The organism is Mongoliimonas terrestris (assembly GCF_001927285.1).
GTDB classification, from domain to species: Bacteria; Pseudomonadota; Alphaproteobacteria; order Rhizobiales; family Pleomorphomonadaceae; genus Chthonobacter; species Chthonobacter terrestris.
Window position 1 is genome coordinate 1 of sequence record NZ_MSIG01000020.1, and the last position, 20617, is coordinate 20617.

A 20617-nucleotide genomic window follows, 5' to 3' on the forward strand; every position below is an offset into this window, starting at 1 on the left:
GGGGCCTGGTTGAGGTAGAGCGGCCGGTAGACCTCCGTCATCACGTCGCGGGCGCGCTCGTCCTCGAGGCCGATGACGATCCGGTCCGGTCGCTTGAAGTCGTCGATGGCCGCGCCTTCGCGCAGGAACTCCGGATTGGAGACCACCGCCACGTCGGCACCGGGCGTCGTTTCGCGGATGATGCGTTCCACCTCGTCGCCGGTGCCGACCGGCACGGTCGACTTGGTGACGATCACCGTAAACCCCTTCACGGCGGCGGCGATCGCGCGGGCGGCGCCGTGCACATAGGTGAGATCCGCATGGCCGTCGCCGCGGCGCGACGGAGTGCCGACGGCGATGAACACCACATCGGCGTCGGCGACCGGCCCGGTCAGCTCGGTCGTGAAGGTCAGTCGGCCCGCCTTGACGTTGGCGGCCACGAGGGCATCGAGGCCCGGCTCGAAGATCGGGATCTCGCCCTTGAGTAGGGCGTCGATCTTGGCCCGATCCGTGTCGACGCACGTCACGGCGTGGCCGAAGTCCGCTAGGCATGCGCCTGAAACCAGGCCCACATACCCCGATCCAATCATGGCAATGCGCAAAGTCGGTCCCCTGGTCCACGATCCAGCGGCCTCGGGCGGCCCGCCATCTTGCCCTGCCCGACAACGGCTGAGCAACATGGGGCCGCGGCCCGTTCGGGCCTCGCCAAGGGCCGGGCGCCGCCGTTCGGCGGCGCCTTCTCAGGGTTCCTTATAGTACTTCTGGTACTGCGACGACAGGTAGGTGCGGGTGGAATCCGCCGCGTAGAGGCGGTTCTTCTTGGAGTCCACCTTGTTGAGGATCACGCCCGCGCAGCGGTCGAAGATCTCCGGTTCGGACTGCACGGCCGCCTGGATGACGGCGATCGGCAGTTTGCCCCATTCCACCACCAGCGCCATGATGTCGAGGAGCGGCACCACGATGCGCACGTCGACGATGGGGCCGATCGGCGGCAGGTCAAGGACGATGTAGTCGTACTCGTCCGTGAGCTTGGCGAGGCTGTTCTCCAGGAAGGGCGTGCTCAGGAGCTCCGAGCTGTGAACCTGCGGGTTGCGCACGTTGATCGGCAGCACGTTGAGACCGGTGCCCTCGTCGCGGTAGATCACCTCATGGGCGTCGAGGTTGGAGTGGATCGCCTCGGCAAGGCCCAGCTCGCAACGCGGCGCGATGGAGCGCGAGGTGGCCGGGTTGCGGAAGTCGGTGTCGATCAGAAGCACCCGCTGCCCGGTGGAGGCGACCAGGGTGGCGAAGTTCAGCGCCATCGTGGTCTTGCCTTCGCCCGGAACGAGCGAGCCGAAGCCGATCACCTTCGCCCCGGTCCGGCCGTAGCGCTGCCGGTTTGCCACGTGGCGGACGGCCCGCAGCGCTTCGGCGAAGGCCGACATGGGGTGCATCGCCGCATAGCGCAGGATGGGCGAGGAGATGTTGACGATCGGGTCGCCCTCCATCGGCTCTCGCTCGACCGGCTCGGCGCTCTCCTGGTTGCGGAGAGCGACCAGCGGCACCTCGCCAAGGAAGTCGAGCCCCAGGTACTGCCGCACATGGTCGCCGGAGCGGATGGTGCGGTCGCGGTACTCGCGGAGCGCACCGAGACCCACGCCGATGCCGAGCCCGAGGATGGTCGACAGGGCGAGCACCAGCGGCGGCTTCGGGAAGCTCGGCCCGAGCGGCGCCCGCGCGGCCGACATCACCCGGATTTCCGAGACCGGGAAGGACTGGTCGCGGGAGGCCTCCTCGTAGCGCTTCAGGAACTCCTGATAGAGGTTCTGGTAGACCTCCGCCCGCTGCTCCAGTTCGCGCAGCTGGACCATGGTGGCGCTGATGTCCACATTGTCGCCCAGCATGGTCCGGAAGCGCTCTTCCAGGTTGGCCTGGCGCTGCGACGCCACTTCATAATCGCTCAGGTAGGATTCGGAAATGCGCTGCAGCTCGGTGAAGATCAGCCGCTGATACTCGCGCTTCTCGTCCTCGAGGCGGATCACCTGCTGGTGCCGCGGGCCGAGGCGAGCCTCCAGGTCCGTCGCCCGGCGCGCCGCGTCGAGATACTGCTTGCGCAGGTCGCTGATGACCGTGTTGGCGAGGGCGTCTTCCACCACCGCGCCGACGTTCTGGCTGTCCACCAGCGCCTTGATCTGGTTGTAGCGCGCCTCGGCCGTCGCCGTGGCGGCCTGGGCCTGCACATACTGGTCGCTGAGGGTTGCGAGCTGCTGGTCGCTCAGCAGCTTGCCGTCCGTCTGGGCGAGGTTGTTCTCGGCACGGAACGTCTCGACGGCCGCCTGCGCCGTCTGCGCCTCGGTGCGCAGCTCCTCCAGGCGGGCCTTCAGCCAGTCGCCGGCGCGCTGGCGCGCGTCGAACCGGGTGTCGAGCTGGTTGTCGATGAACACCTGCGCGAACGTGTTGGCCACCAGCGCGGCGTCGGCCGGATCGGTGGCCGTGAAGGTGAACTCCAGGGCCGCGGACCGTCCAAGCCGCGTGGCGGAGAAATCGCCGCCGAGCACGTCGCCGGCCACTTCGGCCGGATCCATGCCGTCGACGGTCAGGGTCTTGGCCCGGTAGGCCGCCAGGGTCTCCTTCAGGAAGGAGCCTTCCGAAATCTTCGCGAAATTCTCGTCGGAGGCGAGCACGATCGTCACCTTGTCGACCACCTGGCGCGACATGGCATTCTCGATCAGGCTCAGCACACCCGCCTCGTCGCTTGCGCGTGCGGCCGTGCCGGACGACTCGTTCACCACGTCCAGGAGCTTGGAGTCGATCAGAACCTGCGCCGAAGACGTGTACTTCTTCTCCGCCACCGCGAGGAAGCCCACGCCGGCGGCGATGCAGAGGCCCACGCTGAGGCCGATCACCAGCAGCTGGCGGCGACCGGCCGCGATCAGCTTGTCGATATCGATCGAGTGACCGGGCGCGCGTCCGCCGTAGGGGTCCTGCAGATAGGGCTGGCCGCCATAGGGCGAGCCGCCGCGCGGATCGGCGCCGCCATAAGGACGCCCCCCGTAGGCCTGTCCGCCATAAGGCTGGCTACCGTACGGTTGACCTCCGTAGGGACCGTTAAGGGAGCGTTCTGCCTGGGCGTTCAGCTTCTGGGACATTGGAACGGGTGAGATATCCAATGCAACTCATCCTTCCGCTTTGAAAATCATTGTGCGCCTTGCGGCGACCGCAATCGACCTGTCGAACTCATTGGCCACATTATAATACGTTGAAATGTGAATTTTCAACGGCTGAGTGCTGTGCCTTCGTCGATCGTACGGTCTGAGTTAATAGCGGCTGACCTCTCCCGCCCTGCGCAAGGGTCTTAATGCCGTATTGTTCGGGTTCTCGGCACCGCGGCAGAGACTTTCGTGTCCCCGTTCAACGATTTCGCGCATTCTCTCCTGCCGAGAATGGCTCTCGGGCTGCGCAACACGGAATAGTGATCTTCGCTAGGTCTTGTGGCGCCAACCGTCGTCCAGTGTGGTGCCATCGTTGTGCACTGCAACAAATCCGGGGTCAAGCCTTGATCTGCCGGTTGAACACGGAGGCGGACCGCACGACGAACTGCTCCAGCAGGCGCTGGGCGACGAAGAGCCCGACCGGAACGGAGGTGAAGGTCGTCATGGCCTCACGCACGCTGCGATTCTTCACCGCCTCAATCATGCGCCGCCACTGCAGGCGGCAGTCGACGCTGGTGTAGTGGGCATCGAGTGCGGCCGCCACCTCGGTGGAGAGCCCGGGCAGGGCGCGGAGGTTGCGGTTGCTCTGCCGGAACTGCTCCAGATCGTGAATGCTGTGTCGGGCGCTGAGCGAGTCGGGCCGCGTGACGGCCACATAGCCCGCCGCCGGAACGAGCCGCAGCCGGCCACCGGCCGCCATCAGCCGGCAATAGAGGTCGAAGTCCTCGCCAAGACGCATCCCCGCGTCGTACCGCACGCCCGCCCGGCGGATCAGCGCCATGCGGATCAGGGGCTTGATGAAGCCGAGTTCCTTGCGAAGGCTGCCCGTCCGGGTGACGTTGGACTGGATGAAGTCGGCGAGACTCACCATGGCCGGAAGCGCCATTGTCCCGTCCAGAAGGGTCGCGCCCACCGGGGCATCGGGGGAGGGGACCTGGTACATGTCGTCGGCGATCAGGTCCGCGCCGTCCGCCTCGGCCAGCAGGCGTTCGATGCGGCCCGGCAGCATGTAGTCGTCCGCGTCGAGCACGGTCATGAACGCGTCCTCGATCCGGTCGAGGGCCGCGTTGCGGGCGGCCGCGGGGCCGCCGTTGCGGGCCTGCCGCAGGGTCGTGAGGCGGCCGGATCCGTCATCGGCGGCGCGGGCGGCCGCAAGGGTGTCGTCGGTGGAACAGTCGTCCACCACCACGACCGCGCCGACGCCATGCTGCGCCAACGCGCTCTCCACCGCGCGACCGATGGTCCGCACGCTGTTGTAGGCCGCGATGATCACCGCCACGGAAGGGCGTTGGTCGTCCGATGCCATGGTTCCGCTTCCACTCACCCGTTCGAGGATCCCGACTATGGATCAGGAGACCTGAATATTGCGCAAACCCGACCCATGAAACGGAACGCGCCCGAGGCGGGGTTAACACCCACTGTCGGCCGGGTGAGGGTGCGCTGCACACCGCTTCGGACGTCCGTGCGCCGACAGTACCGTCAAAAATAACAATCCATGCGCGGTTGATTGTAAACCTAGTCGACGGTCTCCGTTTGCATTCCTTTTAGCGTGATGGCAGCTTGTCGCGATATCGCCAGAGTATGGCGGTCAATATGACCGCTCAAACTTGGTACGACGAAACCGAATCTGTCGACCAAAACTGTAATCTGATCGCCATGGTCTGAAGCGTGCTGCGTTTTTGTGTGTGGCACCACTGGCAAGGGACGTCGCAGTGAACCTGATAGCTAATTTCGCGCTTGTCACGATGCTCTCCGTCGTCGGCGCTGGCGCCGCGTTCGCGCAGGCCGCCGATCCCGCGCCGGCGCCCGCGCCCGCAGAGGCGGGGTCGGCCGACGCCGCTCCGGCAGCCCCTGATCCGGAGGAGCCCGCATCCTTCTTCGACGGTTTCGATCGCCTGTCTGACACGCGCTGGCAGCGCTCCGACGGCTGGCGCAACGGCGACTATCAGAGTTGCACCTGGACCCGCGGCGAGGCGGCCGTCTTCCTCGGCGTTCTCGAACTCACCGTGCGCCAGCGTCCCCGCAACGGCACCGCCTTCACGTGCGCGGAGGTGCAGTCGACCCGGCGGTACCACTACGGCACCTACGAGGCGCGCATCAAGGTTGCCAAGGGCAGCGGCATTAACTCCAACATCTTCACCTACATCGGCCCGCCGCACGGCGTTCCGGAGCACGACGAGGTCGACTTCGAATTCCTCGGCAAGGACACCACCAAGGTCCAGCTGAACTACTGGCGTGCCGGTAACGGCAAGAACGAGGTGATGATCGACCTCGGCTTCGACGCCTCGGAGGATTTCCACACCTACGCGTTCACCTGGAGCAAGGACAAGATCATCTGGTACATCGACGGCAAGAAGGTGCACGAGACGCCCGAAGGCGCCGACCTGCCGAAGAACCCCGGCATCTTCTTCATGTCGATCTGGACGGGCAGCGAGGTGGTCAACGACTGGCTCGGCCCCTTCACCTACCCGGAGAAGCGCCCGGTGATCGGCTTCGACTGGATCGCCTACACGGAAGAAGGGGAAAAGTGCCTGTTCCCCGAATCCATCACCTGCTCCACCCAGTGACGATCGACGACAGCGCCCGTCGGCCTTTCCGGCCGGCGGGCCTTCGCCGCCACGAATAGAGACCCGGCGGGACCTGACCGACCATGCAGATCGCCATCAGCGCCATTTCCGACCAGAACCGCAACAGCGCCTACGCCATCGCGGCGGTCGCCGGCACCGTCTACTGCTACAGCTATGCGCTGGTCTACGGGCCGATCATGATCCTGACCGTCTACGGGCTCTGGTTCCTGCCGCTCGCCTTGCGGCCCGGCATCTTCAAGGTGGCGCCGGGCGACCTCCTCATCTATTCCGTCCCGCTCCTGGCGCTGGCCTCGGCCTTCTGGTCCGACCACCCGGACATCTCGCTCCGGTTCAGCATCCAGCTCATCACCACGGTCGCGCTCGCCGCCATCGCGGCGCATGTGGTGGCCCCCTCCAACCTCTCCCGCGGTCTGCTGCTCGGCTGCTTCATCACCGCCTTCCAGTCCTTCATGGAGGGCTCCGTCCACGGCGAGGAGGGGGGCGACGGCGCACTGAAGGGCCTGTTCGGCTCCAAGAACCAGCTCGGCCTCGTGGCGGCGATCGGCATCACCGCCGCGATCTGCCACCTTTCCGCCTACCGCACCACGCTTCCGGTCAAAGTGCTCTACTGGGTGGCCGTCGCCATCATGGCCTGGATCCTGTTCCTCGCCCAGTCGGTGACCTCGCTCATCTCGATCGCGGCGGCTCTCATGGCGCTGGGCGCCGTCTCCTATCTCCGGCGTCTTCCCCAGGCCGCGCGGGCGGTGTTCGTGCCCTGGGCGATGGTAGGCATCGCCACGCTCCTCATCATCGCGGCGATCTCCATCCCCACGGCCGAGATCTACGAACTGCTCGGCAAAGACCCGACCATGAGCGGGCGAACGGACATCTGGGAGGTCGGCTACGAAACCTCGGCCGCCAATCCGGTCCTCGGGGTCGGCTATCAGGCCTTCTGGGTTCCGGGCAACGTGGCGGCGGAGCGGCTTTGGGAACAGTTCCTGATCCCGGACAAGACCGGCTTCCACTTCCACAACGCCTTCATCCAGGTTCTCGTCGAGCTCGGCCTCTTCGGCTTCCTCGCCTTCGCATTCACGATCGTGCTGATCCTCTTCCGCGAGGGCGTGGCGCTCTTCCTCGGCAAGGTTCCCCGTCGCCTGCTGATCTATATGCCGTTGACCGTGTTCTTCGTGTCGCGGACCACATCGGAAATCGACTTCTACGGCCAGTTCGGCATCGGCACCTTCATCGTCTATTTCATCGCGGTGCAGACCGCCCGCACACTTGGCGGCCGGGTGCGCACCGGAGCGCGAAGCGTGCGCCGGCCGCGTTTCGGGCTCCGGGCGCGCGCGGCCCGGCTGGCGGCTGCCGAAGCCGGGCCGGTTCACGCGGGCGCGTCGTCGCACGGCGCGAGTGGGTCCGGCGGTTCGAGCCTGAGGCCGAAGGGTCCGAAGCTCCTCGGGCCGAGGGCCAAGGGGCCGAAGCTGGTCGGGCCCGCCGACCGAAGCTCCAAGCCGCTCGGGCCCAAGCACGGCCTCCTCGGCCCCCGCGGCAAGCGCACGCGGCCGCGCGGCCTGCGCCCCGCATCCGTGCCGCCCGGCTTCGGCGGCGACCGAACGAGCTGACGCCCAGGCCGTCGCCGGCCGGGAAAGTTCGTGTCGTCTTCTGAGGTTGAGGTCAGGCCTTGGCCGAGGCACCGGGCAGGAGCGCGCGCGCCCGCTTCAGCCGGCCCTTGATCGGGCTGCCGAACAGCCGCGCGGCGCCAGGTCCGCGCGCGAACGCCGCGAGGGCGGCGGCGAACCGGCGCCCCTTCAGGTGGTCGATCACCGTCAGCATGTGCTCGGCGTCGTCGAGGTTGCGGTCGCGCACGGCCTGCGCCTTCCGGCTCTCCGCATCCAGCGCATGGCGCGCCAGGAAGTCGCGGTCCGCCCGGCGGATCTCCCGCACGTCGTCCACCGTCAGCACGCGCGAGATCGAGCCGGGCCGGATCGCGTAGCGATAGCCGGCACCGGGCTCCACCGCGCAGACGGCGCCGGCGGCCAGGCATTCGGCCATGAAGCGGTAGTCCTCGCCGATCCGGATCTCCGGGTCGTAGCGCACGCCCGCCCGCCGCAGGAAGTCCCTCCGGAACACCGGCTTCAGGTAGCCGTAGTTGAATTCCTTCCGGAACAGCATGTTGGAGCGGATGAAGGCCGGCAGGCCCAGGCGCCCGAGCGCCCCGAAGGTCGCCGGCGGGAACATCGGCTGCGGCGGCGCGTCCGCCCGCACCACAAGCAGGTTGTCGACCGCGATGTCGGCGGTTTCCGCCTCGGCCCGGCGCAGCATCCGGTCCAGGCGGCCCGGTTCCATCTCGTCGTCGGCGTCGAGCACGGCGATCCAGGTGCCGGCGGCGAGCGCGAAGCCGTGGTTGCGCGCCACGCTCGGCCCGCCGTTCCGCGCCATCCGCTCGTAGCGGATCCGCGGGTCACCGACCGACCGCACCACGTCGCCTGTGGCGTCCGTGGAGGCGTCGTCCACCACGATCACCTCGATGCTGCGTTCGCTCTGGGCGAGCGCGCTGGCCAGCGCCGGGCGGATGAAATCCGCCGCGTTCCAGGCCGGAATGACGATGCTGACGTCAGGGGGCGAAGCCATGGTCGTCCACGCGTCCATACTGCTGGAGATCGCGCGCGCCGAGCAGGCGGGCGACGACGCCCACGTGCAGCGCGCCGCGCAGGATCCAGGCCCGCGCCCGGGTGGGGCTGACCACGAAGGCGGCCGCGGCCACGCCGCAGAGCGCCGCCTTGCCGGCCGCCTTGGCGATCGCCGCCACGTGACCCGCCGTACCCGGCCGCACGTCGCGCAAAAGAATGGAATGGGTCTGGCCGGCCCGGAAGCGTCGCTTCACCAGCCAGCCGAAGCTCTGGCGCGACGCCGGCACCGGCTCGGTGAGGAGCGCGTCGGGCGCGTAGGCGATCCGCGCGCCGGCCTCGTGCATGGCGTGGAAGAACTCCGTGTCCTCGCCGCCCGAACGGCCGAGTTCCAGCCGGAAACGCCGTCCTGCGAGCGCCGGAGACTGCCGGTCGATCAGCACGTTGCAACTGTAGCCGGTGCGGATGGTGCCGGACACGAACACCGGGCGGGTGTCGTGGAAGTGCCCCCGGCGCATCCAGGCGGGGGCGTCCGGCGCATAGGCGGCGTCCACCGGGCCGAGCACCACGTCGGCGCCCGTCTGCTGCCAGACGGAATGCAGGGCCGCGATCCAGCCCGCGGTCGCGATCTCGTCGTCGTCGATGAAGAGCATCAGCCGACCGGTCGCCGCTTCCAGCGCCGCGTTGCGGGCAATGGAGATGTTCCGGCCGGGGGCGTGCACATAGTCCACCGGCATCGGGGCAGCGGCCGCCAGGGCGGCGACGCGGTCACGGGCCGAGGGTGTGTCGTCGTTGTCGATCACCACCACCCGGACCGACCAGCCCGCCGGAACGGTGCAGGCGAACAGCGACGACAGGGTCGCCGCCAGCGAGTCGCGCCGGAAGGTGCAGACGCAGATGTCGATCCGCCGGTCGGCCCCGGTCATCGACGGGTCACCGGTTTCCGCGTCCGACAGCCATGCGCAGCAGCTGCGTCCAGAACCCCGCCGACCAGCCGAGCTGGATGATCATGGCGGCAAAGCCGGACAGCATGGCGGGCAGGTTGCGTTCGCTGATGCCGATCACCGCGCCCCAGATCAGGCAGAGGCCGGCCCAGGCCGCGGCCGGCACGGCGGCCAGCCAGAAGAAGGGCGTGGCGAGTGCCAGGAGCAGCATCGGCAGGATGGCCAGCGGAACCGCCTGACGCACTTTCATGCGGCCGTGCTTGAACACGGTGCGCGCTCGGCCGCGGCCGTAGCGGAAGTACTGCAGGAACAGCTTCCACGGCGTCTCGCGCGAGAAATAGTCGATCGAGGTCTCGTTGGTCAGCCAGCAGCGGAACCCGGCCTTGCCGAGGCGGAGATCGAGCTCGGCGTCTTCGTTGTGCGAGAAGCTGGTGTCATAGCCGCCCACCGCCTCGAACGCCTTGACGCGAATGAGCGCATGGTGGCCGTGGTCGACCCAGCGGCCGCCCGCCTGCATGCTGCGATGGGCCGAACCGCCGTTGCCGAGCGGCGAATTCTGCGCCGCCGCGGCGGCCTTCTGGAAGAAGCGCTTGCCCTGGGTCTTCATGCTGACCACCACCGAGTCGGCGCCGGTGCGGATCGCCTCGGACACCAGGGTGTAGCAGAAGTCGGGCGGGTAGGACGAATGCGCGTCCACCCGGATCAGGTATTCGAAATCCGCGCCGAGCTGCTGGACCGCCAGGTTCACGGCCGCGCTCTGATAGCGCTGCGGATTCGAGATCAGGCACACGTTGGGGTGCTTGGACGCAAGCTCGCGCGCAATCTCTGCCGTCCGGTCCGTGCTGGCGCCGTCCACGATCGCAATGATCAGCTTCTCGAACCCGACCTGGCGGAGAAGTTCGTTGACCACGCTCTCGACGTTTTTTTCTTCATTGTAACAGGGGACAACAATCAGAGACGGCTCGTGAAGAACATTATCCAGGACGACCTTATAGTTCATCGTGTGAAGCTTAGCTTCACCTTCGACGCTTGTATTATCCGACAAGGTCTTCAGCCAGGTGAGGCTGGATGGAATGGCTTGTAAGGTCACGAGTACACATCCCTCTGGATACAACTCAGGCAATTCCTGGCGCCCCGTGGCGTTCATAGGGCGCCGCGCCCGTTAAATTACGACAAAGGAAAGCTTCATCTGGCGCGTTGGTTCAAAACACATGATCTACTGGCTAACATTCCGCATATTGAAACCAGCATATATTGGCGTACAAATTAACTGCTTGTTAACTAACCGGGATCACCATAGACCACTGAAATCAAAAATACAGCATAGGCTATGTTTTTCCAGTCAGGTGTTGCCGCTGCACAACCTGTCCTGCGGACAGCCTTAACGGCGACAGAAACGTCCAGGGTTCGATTGGCAATTCGCGCAGTCGCGTGCAGCGCGATACGGCCTTCCGACAGGTGTTGAACGGTCTCAAGTGCCCAGAACTGCGGCTCCTGACGGTCCAATGTAAATGAATTCTCAAAGTTATAAGTAAGATATTCGTATTAGGTTCTGCAATTGACGTCGCCGTGAAGACGCCGCCGCGCTGCGCGGGTGAGGCTGCCAGGCCCGGACTGCGGGCCGCAACCGCCTCGTTTCATTGTTCCTTCACCATCAGACATCGAACGATCAACGGCTGATCGGACCGATTGTTCCCCGTCCGAGGGACCCGGTCTGTGATCCCGCGCACAGGTGACCGAGACGCCACACCGCCGCCGGTCGGCCATACGCGGCTCCTGAAGTTCGGGCCCGTCCGATCTCCAAAAGCGCCACGGCCTGACCGGCCGGCGCCGGTCGGACTTGCCTGCGCTCCTAAAGCCCCGACAGGTCGGCCTTTTACGCGCTCGGTATCCTCCGCGCGCTCTGTTTCGGCCGTGTCCCGCCGCCCGATCCGCGCGCCGCAGCCCCTTGCCGCGTCATCGTTGGCGGCGAGCGTTCTCACCCGCGCTCTGCGGGCGGAACCAACGTCATTCTTCGCGCCGAAGAGGCTTCATCAAGATGCTTATAGTCGATTATTTCCGAAAGAAATCGTGATGGAAGCACTTGGTGTCGTCATAACAAAGGTTAACTCTGATCTCGACTTGACGGGCATCGGTAAATAAGCGAGGATGCAGATAGTATTTGTGCGTTTTCAGATTTCAGGTTTGCTTTCCATGAACCATTTCCAAGCCGTGTCTGCCCTTTCCCCCTTGCACCTTTCGTCGCCGCGGCGGTCGCGGTCCGGTTCTCTCGTCCGGGCCGCGGCCCTTTTGGCGGCCCTTGTCGCGGGTTTCGGCGTCTCGCCGGCCGCCGCGGTCGGAACGGCTCCGACGAGCGTGGACCGCTTCCCCGCCTCCGGCCTTTCCGCCGCCGTCCACCACATGCCCAGGCTCGCCAGCCGCGCTCCCGCCGCGCGCCCCGCGCCCGTGCTCGTGGCGCAGGCAACCGGTGACGGCGTGTTGTCGGACATCCTGTCCGACGGCTCGCTGGAACTGGAGGTGCTCAGTCTCCTCGACATCGCCGACGATCTCGGCCTGCCGTCGGTCGACGGTCTCTGCGCCGAGCCGCCCTTTCTCCTTTCCTTCGTGGTCAACCGGGACATGTCGTCCGTCTGCGCGGCGGCAGAGCGGCTCGTGGCGGTCGCCGGCGGCATCGACGGCCCGACCGGCGCGGTGCCGGGCGCCCTCGGCCGCGGCTTCTTCGGCGGGGCGGGCGGCGGGCCATCGCCCTTCCAGGTGGCCTTCTCCGCCCTCAACCCGCCGGCCGGCTTCATCAACAAGTTCCGCTACCCGCCCTCGTCCTTCCGGGTGAACCAGGGGCCGAATTCGCCGAGCTTCAGCCGGCGCGGCGGCTCGGACACGTTCGTCACCACCACCATCATCACGGTGCCGTTCGGCGATGCCGGAACCGGCGCTCTCGGGCTCGTGGCGGTCGGGGCCTTCCTCTACATCACCCGCCGCGCAAGCCGCGCCCGCCCGGCCTGATCCGGCTCAGATCCTCGCCGCCCGGTTCACCGTCCAACGACCGGACGGCGAGGAAAAGAAGGGCTACGCCCGTCAGCCGGAGCGTGCGAAGCGCCCCCCGACACCGTCCGTCCCGTCCGAACAGCGCCCACCCGGCCGGCCGACGTGTCTCCTTCGACCACAGCGTCAAGCGCCCTGCCGGACCCTCGCGGACGCGCCGCTCGCCTGCCATCGCGCTGATCCTGGCAGCCCGCCTCCGCACCCTCCCTGGCCGGCCCACGCCGCCCGTCCGCCCCGCCGTCCGAGCGAACCGGCCCCGGATGGTGAATGGCGCGTAAACGCTAACGGCCATCAATGCACGACGACAAATGTGGCGGCTCGCGTTTCAGCGCGCGCAGTGCTAGTCTGCACCCATAATCGACGCAGTAATTCTCTGCCGCTTTCATGTGCAATTTATCGATAACGGTGCAGTTATGACGAGTCAAAACGGTGAAACCGTCTCGGTATCCGAGCTTGCTCGGCATGCTGCGGGAGCAGCTGGCGCGATTGACGCAACCGCCCGCACGCTGGACATCGGAATTCTGGCCCGACAGCACTATGAATTCTCCACGGTGCAGGCGCTCGTCCGCGACGGCAAGCGACCCCTGTCGGAATTCCACGCCCTGCAAAGCCTCGGCGGCTTTCGCATGATCGACATCAGCGGCGGTCCGGACGCCCCTCAGGAGCCATGGTCGGCGGTGTTTGGCAATCCGGTCCGCGGCCTCAAGGTCCGCCGCCAGATCGCCGGGCTCGACGCGATCGTCGCCATGGGGGAGGACGTCGGCCTGCCGGCCTTCCTCGGCCTCACCGCCTACGGCCTGCGACTGCCGATGATCTGCATCCTGCACGGCACCTATTTCGAGAGCGGCAAGTTCGCCGCCATCATCGGCATGGTGAAGCACCTGAAGCACATCCGCTTCCTCGGCATGTCGACGACGGTGATCGATCGGCTCGTCAAGGAGTTCGGCATTCCGGCCGCGCGTTGCGCCGTCGGCGGCGTCGGGATCGACACCGACTTCTTCCGCCCCGAGCCGCTACAGGGCGAGGGCGTCATCGCCAGCGCCGGCGTCGTCCAGCGCGACTACGACAGCCTGTTCCGGGCGGTGGAGGGCCTCGACGTCCAGGTGGAACTGGCCACCAACAGCTCCTGGGTGGCGCCCGTCACCTTCGCCTCCGCGCTGCCGGCCAACGTGAAGGCGGGCGAACTGCCGCTCCACACCGGGCTTCGCGATCTCATCGCCCGCTCCCGCATCGTCGTCGTGCCGCTCCACCCGGTCCGCTATTCCTGCGGCTACACGGTGATCGGCGAGGCCATGGCCATGGGCAAGCCGGTGATCGCCAGCCGCAACCCCGGCCACAGCGACCTCATCGTCGACGGCGAAACCGGCCTCTACGTGCCGTGCGCCGATCCGGCGGCGCTCCGCGCCGCCATCGTGCGGCTTCTCGACGATCCGGCCGAAGCCGCCCGCATGGGCGAAGCCGGCCGCCGACGGGCCGAGGCGATCTGCGCCATGGCCCCCTACGCCCAGCACATCCGCGGCCGGATCGCAGCGCTCGGCGGCCTCGCGAGCCGGCGGGTGGCAGCCTGACCGGTCTCGCGCGTCCTCATCCGTCGTGCGGTCCGCCCGGTCGGCCGGCCCCGCGGTGTGGCGTTTCTTAAGAGAGATGCTGTTCCCTGCACGCGAACGGGCCGAAACCGGCCGTCCGTCCTCGGGCTGAAGAGCACCGGATGTCGTCCCTGCGCATCGCCTATCTGGTCCACAACCTCCACGATCCGGCCGTCCTTCGCCGCGTCCGCATGCTCCAGATCGGCGGCGCGACCGTGGAGATCGCCGGCTTTCGCCGCTCCGACACGCCGGCCCGGCCGATCGGCGGCGTCACGCCGGTGGACCTTGGCCGCACCCGCGACGGCGGCTTTCCGCAGCGCATCGCCGCCATCGGTCTCGCGGGCCTTCGCCGCGACGCGGTGACCGAAATGGTCGCGAGGGCCGACGTGGTGATCGCCCGCAGCCTGGAACTGATGCTTTACGCCGCCGCCCAGATCCGCCGGTCCGGCAAGCGGCCGCCGCTCGTCTACGAATGCCTCGACATCCACCGCTTCCTCGTCACCCGCTCGCCCGCCGGCACGGCGCTCCGGGCGGTGGAAACGGCGCTCGCCCGCCGCGCGTCCCTTCTGATCACCTCGTCGCCCGGCTTCATCCGCAACTACTTCAGCGAGCGGGCTGGCCTTCGAGACCTGCCGGTGCTCCTCCTTGAAAACCAGGTGCTGGTCGACAGCGACACGCCGGCCCCACCCCCGCCGCCGTCCGTGCCCGTCGGCCCGCCCTGGCGGATCGGCTGGTTCGGCGCGCTCCGCGACCGCAAGGGCTTCGACATACTGGCCCGCCTCGTCCAGCGCCTGCCCGGCACTGTGGAGGTGGTGATGCGCGGCATGCCGTCCGAGGCGGTCTTCCCGGACGGCCTTGCCGCCGAAACCCTGCCGCCCGGCATCCGCTATCTCGGCCGCTACACCTATCCGGACGACCTGCCGGCCATCTACGCGGACGTGCACTTCACCTGGGCGGTTGATTATTTCGAGGAGGGGCTGAACTCCAGCTGGCTGCTGCCGAACCGCCTCTACGAAGGCGGCCTCAACCAGTCGGTGCCGATCGCCCTCAAGGGTCTGGAAACCGGCCGCATGCTCGCCGCCCTCGACACCGGCATCATCCTCTCCGGCGATGTCGAAAGCGCGCTCGCCGACGTCTTCACCGGCATGACGGCGGAGCGCTACGCGGCCCTCAAGGCCAAGGCCGCCGCCGTTTCCCGCGCGCGGTTCGTCACCACGCCGGCCGATTGCCGCGCCCTGGTGGATCGTCTTGGCGAGGTGAAGGCCCGAGCCCGCCGCTGAGCGGGCCGCCCGGCACCGGATCACCCCGGGCTTCCCCCGCATCCAGCCCTCGACCCGACCTCAGGGCTTGACCGGCACGGGCGCGAGCACCGGCGTGCCGCCGGCCGGCCGCCACGGCGCCGCCGCGTCCGCGCCGCCGACCGTTGCGCCGTCCGCCGTCTCGGCGGCTACCGGCGCGATCGTTTTGCCGCCCTCCGACAGGGCATGGCTCGCCTCGATATCCTGGACGATGCCCGCCGCGAACTGCTCCAGACGGGCCACGTCGTCGGTCGAAAGCGTGCGCTGCTTGGTGTCGATCAGGCAGAGCGTGCCGATCACCACGCCGGACGAAAGCCGGAGCGGCGCACCCGCGTAGAAGCGGATCCCGTTGCTGGTCAGGGCCGGGTCGTCGGCAAAGCGCGGATCCTTCTCGATGTCGGAGATCACCTCCACCGACGGCCGGCCGACCAGGTGGCCGAGCGACGCCAGTTCGTGCGAAACGCCCGCCGGAATCCGCGTCTCAGTGGCGCCGACCGCATCCGGGTCCGGCAGCTGTTCGGCGAGCGCCACCAGGGCGATCGGCGTCTCGAACGCCGCCGCCACCTGGCGCGCCACGGCGCTGAACCGCTCCGACCGATTCGCCTTGAGGCCCATGGCTCTGAGAGCGTCGGCCCGCTCCGGATCGGCCGTCGCCGGCGGCACGGTGCCGGCCGGCGGCGACCGGCGCACCCAGGCGCTGATCTGCCCGTGCGCCACCGTCAGCGAGGAGGCGATCGCGTCCGCGCCGGTGGAGCCGGCCCGCCGGCGGTTCTCGTCCGGCTCGTCCGGCAGGTTCCAGGTGCACACGATCACCTTCACGCTCGGCGCCCGCCGCTTCAGCTTGCGCGTCACGTAGCGGGCGTAGACCTGCGGTTCCGGGTGCAGATAGGAGAGGCACACCACCTCCACGCCCGTGAGGTCCAGCTGGCCGAGCGCGTCCTGCGTCAGCATGATGGGCGGCAGCGCCCGCACGCCGATCCCGTCCTCGCGCAACGTCTCCGCCACCATCTCGGCCGCCGCCCGGTCCAGCTCGGTGCGGCCCGCGATGCAGAGCACCGGCTTGTCCTTGCGCTGCTCGTCGTCATCCTCCGGCGCCGGCTTGCCCTCGGCTGCGGCTTTCTGGTCGCGAATGAAATCGGCGAGGTCGCGCACCACGCAGATCGCCGTGTCCGCCACGATCCGACGATAGCTCGCGTCCGATGTGCTCCGCTGGCCGTCGTTCTCGGCCATCCGGAGCGCCGGGATCGCCACCTGGTCGTAGAACTCCCGGCTGCTGCTGCTCGCCACATAGGTCTCGGCCAGCTCCACCGCCTCCTCCAGGTTGCCGGCGAGAAGCCGCTGGTAGAGCCGCTGTTCGGGTGCCAGCACCGGATCGTTGCCGAGGAGGACGCCGAGGAACTCCAACTGCGGCACATAGCGGCCGATCGCCACCAGGCAGACCGTCAGCGGCGTCGCCAGGAACAGCCCCACCGGCCCCCAGAGCGTCGTCCAGAACACGGCGGCCAGGATGATGGCGAGCGAGGACAGCCCCGTGCTGGTGCCGTAGAGCCAGGGCTCCACCGCGTTGTTGGAGATCAGCTCCACCACCAGGAAGAGGGCGATCACCCACACCAGCATGGTCCAGCCCGGATCCACCGCGAAGGCGAGGGCGAGCGGGAAGAGCGCGGCCAGGAAGGGTCCGAGGTAGGGGATGAAGCGCAGCACCGTCGCCAGGAGCCCCCACAGGATGGCGTTCGGAACCCCGATGAAATAGAGCCCGATGCCGATCGGGATGCCGTAGGTGAAGTTGACGATCAGCTGCATCAGGAGATAGCGGCTCACCCGTCCGCCCGCGTCGTTCAGCGCCTGGGTGCTCTTCTGCAGGTCCCCGGCCCCGATCAGCCGGATGAAGCGGTCGCGCAACTCCTCCCGCTCCAAAAGCACGAAGATGAGGAAGACCACCACCATGCCGGCCGTGGCGAGCGGCGCCAGCATGGGACCGACGAAGGTCTGGATCACCTCCAGGGGCGTCGCGTCCGGCGGCAGCACCCTGACGGGGATCGGCTCCTGCTCCGGCTCCTCGCCGGCGTTGCCGCGGGCGTTCGCCGCCGCCTCGTCGGTCTTCTTCTCCGCTCTCTCCAGCCCCTTGCCGAGGTCGCGGAGGGTTGCCGTCAACCGCTGCAGCACGCCGCCGCCCGCCTCGTCGGACTGCAGCGAATCCACCTTGCGCTCGATCGTGTACTGGTAGCGCGGCAGGTTGTCGGCAAGGCTCACGAGCTGGGTGCCGACCACGAAGGCCACCGTCGCCAGCACCACGAGCGCGAAGGCCACCACCGCGATCACCGCCGCGATCCGCGGGATCCGGAGCTTGCGCAGGCCCGTCACCAGCGGCGTCAGCGCAAAGGCGAGCAGGATGGCGAGCGCGAACGGAACGAAGATGTCCTGACCGAAGTAGAGCCCTCCGATCGCCAGCACCAGGCCACCGGCCGTCAGCATGGAAAAGCCTTGCTGCGGGGCGGCGGGCGGCGGTGGCACATCGGCCATGACGGTTTCCTTGCATGCGGACGGTAGCGGCTCAACGCAGCCGGGGCCGTGTTGGATCCGGAGCCGAAGGGTCCGCCGGCCAGAAGGCGGGGAACGGGCGACCGTCCGTCCGGTTGGACCCCTGAAGCCGAGGCCGCGCGTTCCGCACGGCGCTCAATGGATAACAGCTTTGCCTATGAATCGCCCGCCATCCACGTCCGTCGATTGCCTGGTGATCGGCGGCGGCCCCGGCGGCCTCGTCGCGGCCACCTATCTCGCCCGCTACCGGCGGTCCGTGGTGGTGGTCGATGCCGGCGAGAGCCGGGCGCGGTGGATCCCCCTCAGCCACAACATGCCGGGCTTTCCGGACGGCATCGGCGGTCCGGACCTCCTCGCCCGCCTCGCCCGCCAGGCGACGCGCTACGGCGCGACGCTCCAAACCGCCCGCATCGACGCGATCACCCGCGACGGCGACGGGTTCCGGGCGGTGGGGGAGGGGATTTCGCTCGCCGGCCGGTCGGTGGTCATCGCCACCGGCATCGTCGACCGCATGCCGGCCTTCGCCGGCCATGAAGCCGCCATCGCGCGCGGCCAGCTGCGCTTCTGCCCGGTCTGCGACGGCTTCGAGGCGACCGACCAGCGCGTCGCCATTGTCGGCCCGCCGGACCGGGCGGTGCGCGAAGGCCGGTTCCTGCGCGCCTTCACCGACCGGGTGGCCATCCTCCGCCTTGCCGAGCACCCGCCGTTCGACGACGCGGCGCGGGCGTTCGCTGCCGCCGACGGATTGCGGCTGATCGAGCCGCCGCTCGTCGATCTTCAGCCGATGCCCTGCGGTATGGAGGCGGTGCTGGAGGGCGGCGACCGGGAGACGTTCGACGCGGTCTATCCGGCCATGGGCAACGTTCCGCGCAACACCCTCGCCAAGGGCCTCGGGGTGCGCTGCAACGCCTTCGGCTGCGTGGAGACCGACCCCCACCAGCGTACCGGCGCCGACCGGGTCTGGGCGGTCGGCGACGTGGTCAACGAGCTGAACCAGATCGCGGTCGCCACCGGCCACGCGGCCATCGCGGCGACCGACATCCACAACCGCCTCGCCGCCGCGGACCGCGACGGCGGGTGATCCGCGGGGTCGCTCAGCGCGGCGCGCGCACCGGCGAGACGCGGACGCTGGAAACGAGGCGGGGCTTGCAGGTCGCGCAGAACCAGCGGCCCGGAATCACGTCGTTGCCGCAGACGAGGAGCGAGGAGGGCGCCACGCCCTGCACCACGTCGAACAGCGGGTTGCGGCACCGGAACGCGCCGGCATCGAGGAGCGGGACGGCGCGCGGGTTGGCGGCGCGAACGGCGGACTGTGGGGCTTGCATCGACTCACCAGCACTGCTTGAGGGACCCTGCCTTGTCGCCCTCGCACGGTTAACCAATCGTTGCCGGCGAACGATCCGCGGTCCCGCGCCCGCTCCCTCCACCGCGATTTTTCGCGTCCCCACCGGATACGGACCGCGCCCCAGGGCGTTCCCCCGCCGCACCCGTCCCAGCCCCGGAGCCCCCTGATGACCGGTCCCCACCGCGCCTCCATCCGCCCCGAAGAGCGCATCCTTCCCGACGTTCCGCCGAAGACCGGCCTCCCCGCCGAGCCTCCCGCCAACGACCCCACCCTCGACGAGGACGGCCTCCCCAAGCCCCCCGACCCCGACGAGATGCGCGCCCGGAAGGGCATCCACACGGACGATTGAGCGCCGGACTACCCCAGCGCCAGCCCGCCCAGCAGGCGCACCAGATCCGCCTGGCGCGACACGCCGACCTTGGCGAACACGCTCTTCAGCTGGGTCCGGACCGTGTCCACCGAGAGGCCGAGGGTGCGGGCGAGGTCGGCGGGCGCATGGCCCTCGGCGATGCCCTTGGCGACGCGCGCCTCAGCTTTGGTGAGGTCGAACAGCGCCTGCAGCATGCCGGCGGACGGGACGGCGGAGGGGTTGACCGGCGTCACCACCAGGAAGCACGCGGCGGCGGTGAAGACGTCGCGGGCGTTTCGCCGCACCGGCACCAGGTGCACGATGGTGGCCGTCCGGTCCATCGTCGCCGGCACCGGAATGCTCAGAACCGTCGGCGTCGCCTGCGCGGCAAGGCGCGCGATGGCATCGGCGAAGAGCGCGTCCGGGGCCGCCCCGGCCAGTTGCACCCGCGGGGTGCGATCGAGGATGAGCGACGGGATCAGCGGGTCCAGAAGGCTGTTGGCCGCCATCAGCCGCCCGCCGGGCGACAGCACGCCCGCCGGCAGCCCCACGGCCGCGAGCGCCTCGGCGCCCGCCCGCGCCCGCTCGAAGCCGAGCCGGGCCGCCATCAGCGCCGCCCGGTTGAGGTCGGGCCGCACCTGCTCCAGGCCGGCCATGATCTCCGGTTCGAACGGCCCGCGCGCATCGCTGCGCTCGATGTTGAACACCAGGAGTTCGCCGGACGGCATGGTGATCAGCGTGCCGGTGCACCAGCCGCAGCCCCGCGCGCGGAGGTAGGCGAACATCGGATCCGCGTCCATCTCGGCGCGGGTGAACAGGTCCTGGTCGCCCATGAAGCCCGGCAGGCCGGCCGCAAGGCCGCGCGCCACCCGGCTGTTGCGCGCCATCCAGCCGTCGCGGAAGAAGCCCTCCAGCAGCGGTCCGATCGCCGGCGAGGAGATCCAGGCGCTCCGCTCCGCCGTCGCGGTGAAGCACATGGCGCCCACCGCGTCGATGTCCCGCGCCAGCTGGTCCAGCACCTTCGGCCAAAGGTCCGGGATCAGCGCGGCCTCATAGATTTCGTCGACGAAGCGGGTCAAGTCCATGTATGCGGACCTCGCCTGATGCGCGCAACCGGGCAGGGCCATGGCTGCACGTCAGAGTTTGAC

16 protein-coding genes are annotated in these 20617 nt (G+C 68.5%); 7 read left to right on the plus strand and 9 right to left on the minus strand.

Annotated features, from left to right (window positions below; translation table 11 throughout):
- The 3 genes from BUQ68_RS20035 to BUQ68_RS20045 all read right to left on the minus strand — a co-directional run.
- Nucleotides 1-581: nucleotide sugar dehydrogenase (locus BUQ68_RS20035; RefSeq protein WP_139315283.1), on the minus strand; the 581-nt coding region annotated here is incomplete at its 3' end.
- Between the two features lie 138 nt (nucleotides 582-719).
- Nucleotides 720-3107, minus strand: a complete 2388-nt coding sequence (locus BUQ68_RS20040) for an AAA family ATPase (RefSeq protein WP_075217804.1) — start codon at nucleotides 3105-3107, stop codon at nucleotides 720-722.
- Nucleotides 3108-3507: 400 nt separating this feature from the next.
- Nucleotides 3508-4476: a glycosyltransferase family 2 protein gene (locus BUQ68_RS20045; RefSeq protein WP_075217805.1), complete on the minus strand. Its 969-nt coding sequence runs from the start codon at nucleotides 4474-4476 to the stop codon at nucleotides 3508-3510.
- 406 nt (nucleotides 4477-4882) lie between these two features.
- Here BUQ68_RS20045 and BUQ68_RS20050 point away from each other — a divergent pair, with 406 nt between their 5' ends.
- Both BUQ68_RS20050 and BUQ68_RS20055 read left to right on the plus strand, forming a co-directional pair.
- The gene (locus BUQ68_RS20050) at nucleotides 4883-5737 is read left to right on the plus strand and encodes a family 16 glycosylhydrolase (RefSeq protein ID WP_139315284.1); all 855 of its coding nucleotides are present in this window, start codon (nucleotides 4883-4885) and stop codon (nucleotides 5735-5737) included.
- 83 nt (nucleotides 5738-5820) lie between these two features.
- On the plus strand, nucleotides 5821-7359 hold the full coding sequence (locus BUQ68_RS20055) for an O-antigen ligase family protein (protein ID WP_075217807.1): 1539 nt from the start codon (nucleotides 5821-5823) through the stop codon (nucleotides 7357-7359).
- 52 nt (nucleotides 7360-7411) lie between these two features.
- On the opposite strand, the gene BUQ68_RS20060 is transcribed toward BUQ68_RS20055, so the two are convergent.
- From BUQ68_RS20060 to BUQ68_RS20070, 3 genes are read right to left on the minus strand one after another with little or no spacing between them, the layout of a single operon-like run.
- A complete protein-coding gene (locus tag BUQ68_RS20060) occupies nucleotides 7412-8368 on the minus strand; it encodes a glycosyltransferase family 2 protein (protein ID WP_075217808.1) in 957 nt (318 codons plus the stop codon).
- On the minus strand, nucleotides 8352-9290 hold the full coding sequence (locus tag BUQ68_RS20065; protein WP_075217809.1) for a glycosyltransferase family 2 protein: 939 nt from the start codon (nucleotides 9288-9290) through the stop codon (nucleotides 8352-8354). Before BUQ68_RS20065 ends, BUQ68_RS20060 begins: the two co-directional genes overlap by 17 nt.
- A gap of 7 nt (nucleotides 9291-9297) precedes the next feature.
- Nucleotides 9298-10308, minus strand: coding sequence for a glycosyltransferase family 2 protein (locus tag BUQ68_RS20070; RefSeq protein ID WP_095407392.1), 1011 nt, complete (start codon nucleotides 10306-10308; stop codon nucleotides 9298-9300).
- A gap of 1355 nt (nucleotides 10309-11663) precedes the next feature.
- On the opposite strand from BUQ68_RS20070, the gene BUQ68_RS20075 reads away from it, so the two are divergent.
- The 3 genes from BUQ68_RS20075 (at nucleotide 11664) to BUQ68_RS20090 (ending at nucleotide 15216) form a co-directional block, all read left to right on the plus strand.
- Nucleotides 11664-12311, plus strand: a complete 648-nt coding sequence (locus BUQ68_RS20075; RefSeq protein ID WP_139315285.1) for a hypothetical protein — start codon at nucleotides 11664-11666, stop codon at nucleotides 12309-12311.
- A gap of 590 nt (nucleotides 12312-12901) precedes the next feature.
- Nucleotides 12902-13918, plus strand: coding sequence for a glycosyltransferase family 4 protein (locus tag BUQ68_RS20085; RefSeq protein ID WP_075217812.1), 1017 nt, complete (start codon nucleotides 12902-12904; stop codon nucleotides 13916-13918).
- Nucleotides 13919-14058: 140 nt separating this feature from the next.
- Nucleotides 14059-15216, plus strand: a complete 1158-nt coding sequence (locus BUQ68_RS20090) for a glycosyltransferase family protein (protein ID WP_075217813.1) — start codon at nucleotides 14059-14061, stop codon at nucleotides 15214-15216.
- Nucleotides 15217-15276: 60 nt separating this feature from the next.
- Here BUQ68_RS20090 and BUQ68_RS20095 read toward each other — a convergent pair whose 3' ends face one another.
- Complete coding sequence (locus BUQ68_RS20095; RefSeq protein ID WP_075217814.1) at nucleotides 15277-17757, minus strand: AI-2E family transporter; 2481 nt, start codon at nucleotides 17755-17757, stop codon at nucleotides 15277-15279.
- Nucleotides 17758-17932: 175 nt separating this feature from the next.
- On the opposite strand from BUQ68_RS20095, the gene BUQ68_RS20100 reads away from it, so the two are divergent.
- A complete protein-coding gene (locus tag BUQ68_RS20100; RefSeq protein WP_075217815.1) occupies nucleotides 17933-18856 on the plus strand; it encodes an NAD(P)/FAD-dependent oxidoreductase in 924 nt (307 codons plus the stop codon).
- A 13-nt stretch (nucleotides 18857-18869) separates the two neighbouring features.
- On the opposite strand, the gene BUQ68_RS20105 is transcribed toward BUQ68_RS20100, so the two are convergent.
- Nucleotides 18870-19100, minus strand: a complete 231-nt coding sequence (locus BUQ68_RS20105; RefSeq protein WP_075217816.1) for a hypothetical protein — start codon at nucleotides 19098-19100, stop codon at nucleotides 18870-18872.
- 186 nt (nucleotides 19101-19286) lie between these two features.
- Between BUQ68_RS20105 and BUQ68_RS20110 the strand changes: the two genes are divergently transcribed.
- Nucleotides 19287-19469, plus strand: coding sequence for a hypothetical protein (locus tag BUQ68_RS20110; RefSeq protein ID WP_075217817.1), 183 nt, complete (start codon nucleotides 19287-19289; stop codon nucleotides 19467-19469).
- 8 nt (nucleotides 19470-19477) lie between these two features.
- On the opposite strand, the gene BUQ68_RS20115 is transcribed toward BUQ68_RS20110, so the two are convergent.
- On the minus strand, nucleotides 19478-20554 hold the full coding sequence (locus BUQ68_RS20115) for a helix-turn-helix transcriptional regulator (RefSeq protein ID WP_075217818.1): 1077 nt from the start codon (nucleotides 20552-20554) through the stop codon (nucleotides 19478-19480).
- Between the last annotated feature and the right edge of the window lie 63 nt (nucleotides 20555-20617).